This is a genomic window from Kitasatospora sp. NPDC090308 (assembly GCF_044769485.1).
In the GTDB taxonomy this organism is placed as follows: domain Bacteria; phylum Actinomycetota; class Actinomycetes; order Streptomycetales; family Streptomycetaceae; genus Kitasatospora; species Kitasatospora fiedleri.
The window spans coordinates 53,271-64,575 of record NZ_JBIVXY010000026.1; the positions used below are offsets into that span (position 1 = coordinate 53,271).

The window sequence follows — 11,305 nt, forward strand, 5'->3', positions numbered from 1 at the left end:
GAAGTGGACCACTCCAGCACGGCGCGTAACGGCGAGCGGACACGCGAGCCGGGGGCGGGTCTTCGCGGGCCGGTCCCACTTGCGGTACCGTCCACCCTCGTGAGCTCTGTACGTCGTTGTTCGCGCACCGCGTGCGGCCGTCCGGCCGTGGCGACGCTGACGTACGTCTACGCGGACTCCACCGCGGTGCTCGGCCCGCTGGCGACCTACGCGGAGCCGCACTGCTACGACCTGTGCGCCGAGCACGCCGAGCGCCTGACCGCCCCCCGCGGCTGGGACGTGGTCCGCCTGGCCGGCGACACCGGCCCGCTGCGGCGCAGCAGCGACGACCTGGAGGCGCTGGCCAACGCGGTCCGCGAGGCGGCCCGCCCGCAGGAGCGCACGCCGCGTCAGGGACCCCCGCCCGAGGGCGAGTCGGGCCGCCGCGGCCACCTGCGGGTGCTGCGCTCCCCGGAGAGCTGACCCGGCGCGTCGCGGCGGCTCCACCGGGGCCCGGTACGCTGCCCCTCTGCGGCTCGGACAGGCTGGCGCCGGTGCCGTCCGCAGCACGTCGCAGCACACACACGGGAGCATTCTGGTGCGGGACCTCAAGCAGCTTGTGAAGGCGTACGACGTCCGGGGCGTCGTGCCGGACCAGTGGGACGAGTCGCTGGCGCACGCCTTCGGCGCTGCCTTCGTCGAGGTGGTCGGCGGCAGCGCGGTGGTCGTGGGCCACGACATGCGGCCGTCCTCGCCCGCACTGTCCCGGGCGTTCGCCGAGGGCGCGGCCTCCCGCGGCGCCGACGTCGTGGAGATCGGGCTCTGCTCCACCGACCAGCTGTACTACGCCAGCGGCAGCCTGGACCTGCCCGGCGCGATGTTCACCGCCTCGCACAACCCGGCCCGGTACAACGGCATCAAGCTGTGCCGCGCGGGCGCCGCCCCGGTCGGCCAGGACACCGGCCTGTCGGACGTCCGCGAACTGGTCGAGTCCTGGCTGGACGAGGACGGCGCGGTGCACGTCCCGGCCTCCGGCGCCGCCGTCGGCGCGCTGTCCGCCCGGGAGACCCTGGGCGGCTACGCCGAGCACCTGCGCAAGCTGGTCGACCTGACCGCGATCCGCCCGCTCAAGGTCGCGGTGGACGCCGGCAACGGCATGGGCGGCCACACCGTGCCCACCGTCCTCGACGGCCTGCCGCTGGAGGTCGTCCCGATGTACTTCGAGCTGGACGGCACCTTCCCGAACCACGAGGCCAACCCGCTCGACCCGGCCAACCTGGTCGACCTCCAGGCCAAGGTCCGCGAGGTCGGCGCCGACCTCGGCCTGGCCTTCGACGGCGACGCCGACCGCTGCTTCGTCATCGACGAGAACGGCGACCCGGTCTCCCCGTCCGCGATCACCGCCCTGGTCGCCGAGCGCGAGATCGCCCGCGCCCAGGCCGGCGGCGAGGCCCGCCCGACCGTCATCCACAACCTGATCACCTCCTGGACGGTGCCCGAGGTGGTCCGCGACCTGGGCGGCGTCCCGGTCCGCACCCGGGTCGGCCACTCCTTCATCAAGCAGGAGATGGCCGTCACCGACGCGGTCTTCGGCGGCGAGCACTCCGCGCACTACTACTTCCGCGACTTCTGGCGCGCCGACACCGGCATGCTGGCCGCCCTGCACGTGCTGGCCGCGCTCGGCGGGCAGGACGGCCCGCTCTCCGCGCTGACCGCCCAGTACGAGCGGTACGCCGCCTCCGGCGAGATCAACTCCACCGTCGCCGACCAGGCCGCCGTCACCGCCGAGGTGCGCGCCGCCTACGCCGGCCTGCCGGGCGTCACCACCGACGAACTGGACGGCCTGACCGTGGCCGGCCCGGACTGGTGGTTCAACCTGCGCGCCTCCAACACCGAACCGCTGCTGCGCCTGAACGCCGAGGCCAAGGACCCGGCGAAGATGGCCGAACTGCGCGACGGCGTGCTGGCCATCGTCCGCGGCTGACCCGGGGCGTCCCCGCCCCCGTCAGCCCGCCGCTGACTTTTCGGGTGCCCCGGCCGGTAGGGTTGCCACCGGCCGGGGTACTGCTGTGTCACCGGCTTCCCGTACCGCCGTCCTTCCCGAGCCCCGGAGTCCGACCGCCATGAGCCTGCCGTCCTTCCTGCTGGAGATCCTGGTCTGCCCGGAGTGCCGCTCCCCGCTCGACGAGGAGACCGAGGGCGAGGTGCACGAGCTGCGCTGCACCGGCGAGGGCTGCGGCCTGGTCTACCCGGTGCGCGACGGCATCCCGGTCCTGCTGGTGGACGAGGCCCGCCGCCCGTCCTGACCCCTGCCCCGCCAGCCGTTGGAGGCCAGCCGCCATGTTCGACGACTCCCTGCTGGACGACCCGGCCGCCGTGCAGCGCGCCGACCGCCGACGCGAACTGCTGGCCCTGGCCGGGGCGGGCGCCCGGATAAGGATCGCCCTGCGCCGGGCCGACGCCGCCGGCGTCAACACGCTGAACCCGGACGGACGGCCCCGCGCGGTGCTGGTCGCCGGGCACGGCGGGGTGCTGACCGCGGCCGCCGTGCTCGCGGCGCTGGCCCTGCCCAGCTGCCAGGTGTGGCCGCTGCCGCCCGCCGACGCCCGCCCCGGCGGATACGCCTTCACCGACGGCGAGACCTGGCAACTCCCGGGCTGGGCCAACGCGTTGGACCTGATCGTGGTGGCCAGCGCGGGCGGCCGCGAGGGCGGCCTGATCAACCTGGCCGAGCAGGCGTACGCCCGCGGCTGCGCGATCGCGGTGATCGCCCCCGAGGGCTCCGAACTGTTCGAGGCGGCGCTCCAGGTGCGCGCCCTGCCGCTGCCGTTCGAGCCCAGCGCGGTGGAGCCGGACGGCACCGACGCCGAACCCGACCTCCCGGCCGAGGACCCGGCCGCGCTGTGGGCCTTCCTGGCCCCGCTGCTCACCCTGGCCGACCGGATCGGCGCCGCCCAGCTCGCCCCCGGCTCGCTGGAGGCCGCCGCCGACCGCCTCGACGAGGTCGCGGTGCGCTGCCGCCCCGACGCCCAGTCGTACGACAACCCGGCGAAGTCCCTGGCCGCCCGGCTCGCCGAGACCGTCCCGCTGCTCTGGTCCGAGGGCGCCCCGGCCGCCGCCGCGGGGGAGCGGTTCGCGGCGGCCCTGGCCGACCGGGCCGGGCTCCCCGCGCTGACCGCCCGCCTCCCGCAGGCGCTGACCGCCCACCGCGGCATGTTCACCGGCCGGCTCGGCGCCGGGGCCGACCCGGACGACTTCTTCCGCGACCGGGTCGACGAACCGGTGCCGCTCCAGCTCCAGGTGCTGATGCTCCGCCACACCCCCGGCGTGGCCGAACTGGAGCAGCCCGGCTGGCCGGTGGCCCGGGCCCGCCGCCTGGCCGCCGCCCACGAGGTGCGGTGCACCGAGCACGCCTCCAGCCTGGAGGACCCGGTGCAGGCGCTGGCCGAACTGATCGGCCTGACCGACTTCGCCGCGGTGTACCTGGGCCTGGCCACCCGGGGCTGACACGGTATCGTCCCTTCGTCAGTCAAGGCCCGGCAAAGCCCCGGGCCCTCGCGGAGGGATGTACGGGGTTGAGCACCGAAGGCGGCACCAAGGCACTGGTCGCGGCACTGGCCGCGAACCTGGGGATCGCGGTCAGCAAGTTCGTGGCGTTCGCGTTCTCCGGTTCGTCCTCGATGCTCGCCGAGGGCGTGCACTCGGTCGCCGACTCCGGCAACCAGGTGCTGCTGCTGATCGGCGGCAAGCGCTCCCAGCGGGCCGCCACCGAGGAGCACCCCTTCGGCTACGGCCGCGAGCGGTACGTGTACGGCTTCCTGGTCTCGATCGTGCTGTTCAGCCTCGGCGGCATGTTCGCGATCTACGAGGGCTACGAGAAGATCGCCCACCCGCACGAGCTGGAGAACTGGTACTGGCCGGTCGGCGTGCTGGTCTTCGCCATCCTGCTGGAGGGCTACTCCTTCCTCACCGCCTACCGGGAGGCGTCGAAGGACAAGGGCAGCCACGGCTGGTCCGCGTACATCCGCCGGGCCAAGGCCCCCGAGCTGCCGGTCGTCCTGCTGGAGGACTCCGGCGCGCTGGTCGGCCTGGTGCTGGCGCTGCTCGGCGTCGGCCTGACCACCCTCACCGGGGACGCGGTCTGGGACGGCATCGGCACCCTGTGCATCGGTCTGCTGCTGGTGGTCATCGCGCTGGTGCTGGCGCTGGAGACCAAGTCGCTGCTGATCGGCGAGTCCGCGGCCGCCGAGGTGGTCACCAAGATCCGCGCGGCGCTGGTCGACCACGACACCGTCACCTCGGTGATCCACATGCGCACCCTGCACGTCGGCCCCGAGGAACTGCTGGTCGCCGCCAAGATCGGCGTCAACGCGGAGGACAGCGCCGCGGTGGTCGCCGAGGCGATCGACCACGCCGAGGCCCGGGTCCGCAAGGCCGTCCCGATCGCCCGCGCGATCTACCTGGAGCCCGACATCTACTCCGAGGAGAAGGCCCTGGCGGGCCCCGACGCCGACGCGACTCCGGGCGGACCGGGCCCGAACGCCCACTGAGCCGCGCCCGATCGGTGTAGATTCGTCAGCAGTGCCAAACGTCGCTGCTGATGGCGGTCGATCGGAGCGGGGCTCCGGTCGAGGGAGAGAGGTCCTCCGACGGATTGTGCCGCAGCAGAGGGTCGCTCCCGCGCGCCCTCTGCCGCTCAGCACACCCGTAACCAGGCCCACCCCACGAGGAGTTCGCATGTCGAACCAGCCCACCGGCGACTTCAAGGTCGCCGATCTCTCCCTGGCGCCGTTCGGTCGCAAGGAGATCCAGCTCGCCGAGCACGAGATGCCGGGTCTGATGTCGATCCGCGCCGAGTACGCCGCCTCGCAGCCGCTCGCCGGGGCCCGGATCACGGGGTCGCTGCACATGACGGTGCAGACCGCGGTGCTGATCGAGACCCTGACCGCGCTGGGCGCCGAGGTGCGCTGGTGCTCGTGCAACATCTTCTCCACCCAGGACCACGCCGCCGCCGCGATCGCGGTCGGCCCGGAGGGCACCCCCGAGGACCCGAAGGGCGTGCCGGTGTTCGCGTGGAAGGGCGAGAGCCTGGAGGAGTACTGGTGGTGCACCGAGCAGGCGCTGACCTGGCCCGACGGGCAGACCCCGAACATGATCCTGGACGACGGCGGTGACGCCACCCTCCTGATCCACAAGGGCGTCGAGTTCGAGAAGGCCGGCGCCGCGCCGTCGCCCGACACCGCGGACAACGACGAGTTCCGGATCATCCTGGAGCTGCTGAACCGCACCCTGGTCGAGTCCCCGCAGAAGTGGACCGAGGTCGCCGCCACGATCAAGGGCGTCACCGAGGAGACCACCACCGGCGTCCACCGCCTGTACGAGATGCACCGCGACGGCAAGCTGCTGTTCCCGGCGATCAACGTCAACGACTCGGTGACCAAGTCGAAGTTCGACAACAAGTACGGCTGCCGGCACTCGCTGATCGACGGCATCAACCGCGCCACCGACGTGCTGATCGGCGGCAAGGTCGCCGTCGTCTGCGGCTACGGCGACGTGGGCAAGGGCTGCGCCGAGTCGCTGCGCGGCCAGGGCGCCCGGGTGATCGTCACCGAGATCGACCCGATCTGCGCGCTGCAGGCGGCGATGGACGGCTACCAGGTCACCACCCTGGACGACGTGGTGGGGATCGCGGACATCTTCGTCACCACGACGGGCAACAAGGACATCATCATGGCTTCGCACATGGAGCGGATGAAGCACCAGGCCATCGTCGGCAACATCGGCCACTTCGACAACGAGATCGACATGGCCGGCCTGGCCAAGCTCCCCGGCGTGGTGAAGACCGAGGTCAAGCCGCAGGTCCACGAGTGGCGCAAGGCCGACGGCAAGACGATCATCGTGCTCTCCGAGGGCCGCCTGCTCAACCTCGGCAACGCGACCGGCCACCCGTCGTTCGTGATGTCGAACTCCTTCGCGAACCAGACCATCGCGCAGATCGAGCTGTTCACCAAGCCCGAGCAGTACCCGGTGGGCGTGTACGTGCTGCCCAAGCACCTGGACGAGAAGGTCGCCCGCCTCCACCTGGACGCGCTGGGCGTCAAGCTGACCACCCTGAGCCAGGACCAGGCCGACTACATCGGCGTCCCGGTCGAGGGCCCGTACAAGTCCGAGCAGTACCGCTACTGACACCACCACGCGCCGGTGCCCGGCACCCCCACCCCGGGGTGCCGGGCACCGGCGCGTTCCGGGCCGCTACGGCAGCACGTCCACCGACCAGGCACCCTCGTCGGTGCCCCGCGACACCACCCGGGCCAGCCAGACCGGCAGCGCGGCCTCCGGGCCCGACCCCGGATCCACCTCCTGCACGCACCGGCGCACCCCGCCGCCGGGCGAGCACGCCGCCGGGTCCGGCATCGGCACCTCGGACCCGTCCGGCACCGGCTCGCCGGAGGACTGCGGCCCCGGTGGCGCGTACGAACTCCCCTCGCCCGACTCCGCCGACACCGTGACGTAGTGCGAGCCGTTCTGCTGGAAGCCCACCTCGGCCCGCCACTCCGCACCGTCGTGCGTCGACCGGCGCAGCGACGCACGGGTGACCACCGTGTCGGTCGGCAGCGCGGACAGCGCCAGCGGCATCGGCGGCGCGTACCGCCCCACCACCACCCCCGCCGCGATCCGCAGCGGCACCGACTGCCGGTCCGCCTCCGACAGGCCCGAACTCTCCAGCTGGTACCAGATCCCGTCCGTGCCGCGGAAGCGCAGCACGTCCATCGCCGCAGCGAAGGCCGGGTCGCTCGACGACACCCAGTACGCCTCCTGTCCGTTCACCTGCGGTGCCGCGATCCGCAGCCCGTCCCCCGACCCGATCAGCGGGTCCACGTCCGGCGTCACCCCCTCCGGGAACGCCGTCAGCAGGAACTGGCCCCAGCTGCCGCCGCCCGCCGCCGAGCCGATCACGGCGACCACGTCCGAACCCCCCGGCTCCGAGCGGTACTCCACCGCCGTCACCGCGTCCGGCAGCCAGCCGAACCTGGCCGGCACCGTCAGCACAGTCCGTCCCGTCACCGGCGCCGCCGAGCCCACGCCGGACGGCACCGGGGCGACCGGACGGCCGGTCGAGACGGGCGACTCCGTCGGCAGGAGGGTCGGGATCCCGGCCGGACCCGGCCCGCTCCCGTTCCCCAGCACCGCGAACGACCCCACCGACAGCAGCACCGCCGCGGCCGCCGCCACCGCCGTCCAGGTCCGCCGCCGACGCACCGCCCGGCCCCGCAGCACCGCCAGCGCCGGATCCACCCGCGACGGCGGCGCCGACCGCTCCTCCACCGCCACGTACCGCGCCATCCGCGCGGATAGTTCCTCCCCGTCCCCGCTCATGCCTCGGACCTCCCCACCGGACGCAGCACCGCGGAACGCCGCAGCGACTCCAGCGCCCGCGAACTCTGACTCTTCACGTTGCCGCTGGAACACCCCAGCTCGGCCGCGGTCTGCTCGACCGTGAGATCGCAGTAGTAGCGCAGCACCACCGTCGCCCGCTGCCGGGGCGGCAGCGCCGCCAACGCCTCCCGCAGGTCCAGCGACACCGCCAGGTCGGGGCCCGGGGACGGCGCCCCCTCCGGCAGCCGCGCCGCCGTCCTGGTCCGCCGCCACCACGCCGTCCGCTGCTCCGCCAGGAAGGTGTTCACCAGCACCGTCCGCGCGTAGCCGTCCCGGTTCTCCGCCCGGCTCGCCCGGCCCCAGTGGGTGTACAGCTTGGTGATGCTCTCCTGCACCAGGTCGTCCGCACGGTGCCAGTCCGCGCACAGCAGGTACGCGACCTTCCGCAGCCAGACCGCCCTGGACGCCACGAACGCGGTGAACTCCTCGTCCCGCGCCAGCTCCGCCATCCCGGCAGCCCCTCCCTCCCCATGACCGGTGGCACGGCCGCGCCACCGCCCCCCTGATGCGGCCCGCCCCGGCAAAGGTTGCACACCGGATTACGTAGGCTTCCCCCCATGCCGAACGGCCGCTACTCCCTCCACGACCCGCACGACGGAACCCCGCTCGGCGAGGAACGCTTCCAGTGCGCCCCCGGCCCGGCCGGCTGGCGCTACGTCGCCAAGCGCTACCGCCCCGACGGCACCGTCCAGGGCACCACCGACCTCACCCTGGACGCCCGGCACCGCCCGATCCGGCTCGAACTCCGCTCCGGCGGCTGGCAGGTCCGCGGCGGCGCACTGGACGGCGTGCACTGGGTCCGCGCCGCCGCCTCCGGCACCGCCCCCGGCGAGGCCGTCGAAGCGGTCGAGGGTGAGGACCGGGCGCACGCCTTCACCGGCGACTCTCCGGCCTTCCTGGTCGCCACCGCCCGGCTGCTCGCCCTCGACCCCGGCGGCAGCGCCCGGATCCGCCTGGTCTCCTTCACCGGCGACTCCCTCGCCCCCCGCACCCTCGACCAGGGCTGGCAGCTCCACTCCGTCCAGGACCACCCCACCGACAGCGGGCCGCTCCCCGTCGAGCACTACCGGGTCACCGACCTCGACACCGGCGAGGTCCGCGACCTCCACCTCACCGGGGACGTCCTGCTCGGCGCCCCCGGCATCGAACTCGAAGAACTCGACTCCCCGCCCAACCCGCGCCGCCCGCCCGGGGCCTGAGCCCACCGGGGCGGTCGGGTACGGGCTCAGGCCGGGGGCGCGAACCCGGTGCCCGGAGCGGGCGCGGGCGGGGCGACCGGCGCGGCGGGTGCGGTAGGCGGGACGGGTGCGGTAGGCGGGACGGGCGCGGGCTTCCCGAACTCCACCGGCGGCGCCGGCTGCACCGGTGCGGCCCCGTACCCCGCCGGCACCGGGTGACCGCCCTGCGCCGGGTAGGCCGCGAACGCCGCGGCCGACGCCCGCTCCCACTCCCGGCGCTGCCGCTCCATCGACACCGCGCCCAGGTACACCAGCGACGGAAGCCCCGCCGGCACCGGCCACCCCGTCCGCTGCGCCATCTCCGCGGCCAGCCGGTCGCCCAGCCCGGCCGCCACCGGCTGGTCCAACTCGTGCATCCGGCCCAGCACCTGACGCGACGACAGCCACAGCCGGTCCGGCACCGCCGACAGGTCCAGCGCCACCAGGTCCGCGCCCAGCGCGTGCATCACCTGCGGCGGCACCGGCGGCACCGAGCCCTGGTCCCGGGCGCTCTGCGGCAGCCGCTCGCGGACCACCATCGTCCCGCCGAAGATGTCGCCGAGCCGGCGCCCCTGCACCGAGATCAGCGCGGACAGCACCGCGGGCAGCGCGAACAGCCCGAAGTCGATCACCCCGACCAGCCCCCGCACCAGCGCGTGCCGGAACCGGATCGGACCGCCGTCCGTCCGCACCACCCGCAGCCCCAGCGTGACCTTCCCCAGCGACCGCCCGTGCGACAGCGTCTCGACCAGCACCGGCAGCAGCACCGTGCAGAACACGAGCACCGAGATCTGGAACGCCACCGCGGCGGCCATCTCCAGGTCGGAGAGCCCCAGCATCAGGCCCACGCTCAGGACGAAGTACGCCACGACGTACAGGACCCAGTCCAGCAGCCGGGCCAGGGCCCGCGACGGCAGCTGCGCCGTCCGCAGCCCCAGGACGACCGCCTCGCCGGTCACCAGTTCGCTCACGCCATCCACCCGCTCCGCTCCACGGCCCGCCGGCGACCCGCGTCGCGCGATCCGACCCCCTCGATCAACAGCGGCAAACATAAGGCCGCCCGCCCCCCCGCAGGTAACCCCGGGCCGACGCTTCCGGGCTGCCCCGCCCCACCGCCCGCCCGCTCTGGCAAGCTAAGCCCCGCAACCAGCCCGGCCGCACACCCACCAGTGCCCGCGGTCCGCCCCACCGCGCCCCCGGAGAGAGCCGCCATGGACCTGGACGTCTTCGTCGCCGCCCACCAGGCGGAATGGCACCGGCTGGAGGTCCTCAGCGGTCGCCGCCGACTCACCGGCGAGGAGTCCGACGAGCTGATCACCCTCTACCAGCGCGCCACCAGCCACCTCGCCCAGGTCCAGGCCGCCGCCCCGCACCCCGGCATCGAGGGCCGGCTCACCACCCTGGTCGTCCGCGGCCGCAACGCCGTCGCCGGCGCCCGCGCCTCCTCCTGGCGCGACGCCGCCCACTACTTCACCGCCGGCTTCCCCGCGATCCTCTACCGCGCCCGCCGCTGGTGGCTCACCGTCGCGGCGGTCTCCTTCCTGCTGAGCGCGGTGATCGCCTGGTGGACCGGCACCCACCCCGAGATCATCAAGTCCCTGCTGACCCCCGAGCAGTACGAGCAGCTCACCAAGCCCGGCGGCGAGTTCGAGACCTACTACACCGAGCACCCCTCGGCGAACTTCGCCGCCCAGGTGTGGACCAACAACGCCTGGGTCGCCGCCCAGTGCCTGATCTCGGCCGTCCTGCTCGGCCTCCCGGTCCTGTACATCCTGCTGGTCAACGTCCTCAACCTCGGCACCGGCATCGGCACCATGGCCTCCGCCGACCACCTCCAGCTCTTCCTCGGCCTGCTGATCCCGCACGGCCTGCTCGAAATCACCGCCATCTTCGTCGCCGGCGCCCTCAGCCTCCGCCTCGGCTGGACCGTCATCGACCCCGGCCCCCGCACCCGCACCGTGGCCCTCGCCGAAGAGGGCCGCGCGGTCATCGGCTCCGTCATCGGCCTCGCCGCCGTCCTCATGGTCACCGGCTTCATCGAGGGCTTCGTCACCGGCTCCGCCCTCCCCAGCTGGCTCCGCATCGGCATCGGCCTCGTCGTCGAAGCCCTCTTCCTCGTCTACGCCCTGGTCCTCGGCAAGCGCGCCGCCCTGGCCGGCGAGACCGGCGACGTCGAAGCCGCCGACCGCGCCGACCACCAGCCGATGGTCGGCTGACCACCGCGGCGTGGCGCGGTCACGGGCGCCCGGCCAAACCTGGTAGCCTGATGATCAACCCGGCGGGACCATTGACGTGATCCCCGTGGGCTAGTAGGTTTGAACGGTTGGGAGGGACTGGACATACAGTCCGCCCGAGCGTAGTGTCTATGACACGGCCGAAGCGAGGCAGCGCGTCCGCGAGGATGCTGGCCCGGTTCCGGCAAAACCCCGAAGCTGAGCAGTGCAGAGCTTTTGATAAGGTCTGCAGCGAAGTCGAAGGAATTCCCACTCCAGCGGGAATGGAAATCAGAGCGAAAAACCTCTGGTAAGCTGGGAACACGAAAGAACGAAGTGCCCGGAGGGTCCGCAGGAATGCGGCTCGAAGGAAGTGTCCGTTCCTTGAGAACTCAACAGCGTGCCAAAAGTCAACGCCAGATATGTTGACATCCCCGGCCTCGACTCTGTTCGGGGTTG

Annotated in this window: 11 protein-coding genes; 8 read left to right on the forward strand and 3 right to left on the reverse strand. The window is 73.3% G+C overall.

The annotated features are described in order from the left end of the window. Positions 1 to 99 precede the first annotated feature (99 nt). The 6 genes from ACIQVD_RS33085 to ahcY all read left to right on the forward strand — a co-directional run bounded on the left by ACIQVD_RS33085 (position 100) and on the right by ahcY (position 6,165). A complete protein-coding gene (locus tag ACIQVD_RS33085; RefSeq protein ID WP_030461916.1) occupies positions 100 to 462 on the forward strand; it encodes a DUF3499 domain-containing protein in 363 nt (120 codons plus the stop codon). Positions 463 to 574: 112 nt separating this feature from the next. Then, positions 575 to 1,963 (forward strand): phosphomannomutase/phosphoglucomutase, encoded by a 1,389-nt coding sequence (locus ACIQVD_RS33090; protein ID WP_402292604.1) that lies wholly within the window; start codon positions 575 to 577, stop codon positions 1,961 to 1,963. Between the two features lie 139 nt (positions 1,964 to 2,102). Then, the gene (locus ACIQVD_RS33095) at positions 2,103 to 2,285 is read left to right on the forward strand and encodes a Trm112 family protein (RefSeq protein WP_030461914.1); all 183 of its coding nucleotides are present in this window, start codon (positions 2,103 to 2,105) and stop codon (positions 2,283 to 2,285) included. A 34-nt stretch (positions 2,286 to 2,319) separates the two neighbouring features. Further along, on the forward strand, positions 2,320 to 3,486 hold the full coding sequence (locus ACIQVD_RS33100) for an SIS domain-containing protein (protein ID WP_400693507.1): 1,167 nt from the start codon (positions 2,320 to 2,322) through the stop codon (positions 3,484 to 3,486). Positions 3,487 to 3,554: 68 nt separating this feature from the next. After that, positions 3,555 to 4,529 (forward strand): cation diffusion facilitator family transporter, encoded by a 975-nt coding sequence (locus ACIQVD_RS33105; RefSeq protein WP_402292598.1) that lies wholly within the window; start codon positions 3,555 to 3,557, stop codon positions 4,527 to 4,529. Between the two features lie 187 nt (positions 4,530 to 4,716). Further along, positions 4,717 to 6,165, forward strand: a complete 1,449-nt coding sequence (gene ahcY / locus ACIQVD_RS33110) for an adenosylhomocysteinase (protein WP_400693502.1) — start codon at positions 4,717 to 4,719, stop codon at positions 6,163 to 6,165. Between the two features lie 66 nt (positions 6,166 to 6,231). Here the strand turns inward: ahcY and ACIQVD_RS33115 are convergent, their stop codons facing one another. Both ACIQVD_RS33115 and ACIQVD_RS33120 read right to left on the reverse strand, forming a co-directional pair. Continuing rightward, positions 6,232 to 7,323, reverse strand: a complete 1,092-nt coding sequence (locus tag ACIQVD_RS33115; RefSeq protein WP_402292599.1) for a hypothetical protein — start codon at positions 7,321 to 7,323, stop codon at positions 6,232 to 6,234. A 29-nt stretch (positions 7,324 to 7,352) separates the two neighbouring features. Beyond that, complete coding sequence (locus ACIQVD_RS33120; protein ID WP_100838016.1) at positions 7,353 to 7,865, reverse strand: SigE family RNA polymerase sigma factor; 513 nt, start codon at positions 7,863 to 7,865, stop codon at positions 7,353 to 7,355. A 108-nt stretch (positions 7,866 to 7,973) separates the two neighbouring features. Between ACIQVD_RS33120 and ACIQVD_RS33125 the strand changes: the two genes are divergently transcribed. After that, positions 7,974 to 8,615: a hypothetical protein gene (locus ACIQVD_RS33125; RefSeq protein WP_402292600.1), complete on the forward strand. Its 642-nt coding sequence runs from the start codon at positions 7,974 to 7,976 to the stop codon at positions 8,613 to 8,615. Between the two features lie 26 nt (positions 8,616 to 8,641). Here the strand turns inward: ACIQVD_RS33125 and ACIQVD_RS33130 are convergent, their stop codons facing one another. Next, the gene (locus ACIQVD_RS33130) at positions 8,642 to 9,604 is read right to left on the reverse strand and encodes an RDD family protein (RefSeq protein WP_402292601.1); all 963 of its coding nucleotides are present in this window, start codon (positions 9,602 to 9,604) and stop codon (positions 8,642 to 8,644) included. 240 nt (positions 9,605 to 9,844) lie between these two features. Here ACIQVD_RS33130 and ACIQVD_RS33135 point away from each other — a divergent pair, with 240 nt between their 5' ends. Then, positions 9,845 to 10,849 (forward strand): stage II sporulation protein M, encoded by a 1,005-nt coding sequence (locus ACIQVD_RS33135; RefSeq protein ID WP_402292602.1) that lies wholly within the window; start codon positions 9,845 to 9,847, stop codon positions 10,847 to 10,849. Positions 10,850 to 11,305 lie beyond the last annotated feature (456 nt).

Excerpts from the sequence above, each read along its gene's own strand:
- ACIQVD_RS33095 (WP_030461914.1), top strand. The coding sequence starts at position 2,103 with ATGAGCCTGCCGTCCTTCCTGCTGGAGATCCTGGTCTGCCCGGAGTGC.
- ACIQVD_RS33100 (WP_400693507.1), top strand. The coding sequence starts at position 2,320 with ATGTTCGACGACTCCCTGCTGGACGACCCGGCCGCCGTGCAGCGCGCC.
- ahcY (WP_400693502.1), top strand. The coding sequence starts at position 4,717 with ATGTCGAACCAGCCCACCGGCGACTTCAAGGTCGCCGATCTCTCCCTG.
- ACIQVD_RS33115 (WP_402292599.1), bottom strand. The coding sequence starts at position 7,323 with ATGGCGCGGTACGTGGCGGTGGAGGAGCGGTCGGCGCCGCCGTCGCGG.
- ACIQVD_RS33120 (WP_100838016.1), bottom strand. The coding sequence starts at position 7,865 with ATGGCGGAGCTGGCGCGGGACGAGGAGTTCACCGCGTTCGTGGCGTCC.
- ACIQVD_RS33125 (WP_402292600.1), top strand. The coding sequence starts at position 7,974 with ATGCCGAACGGCCGCTACTCCCTCCACGACCCGCACGACGGAACCCCG.
- ACIQVD_RS33135 (WP_402292602.1), top strand. The coding sequence starts at position 9,845 with ATGGACCTGGACGTCTTCGTCGCCGCCCACCAGGCGGAATGGCACCGG.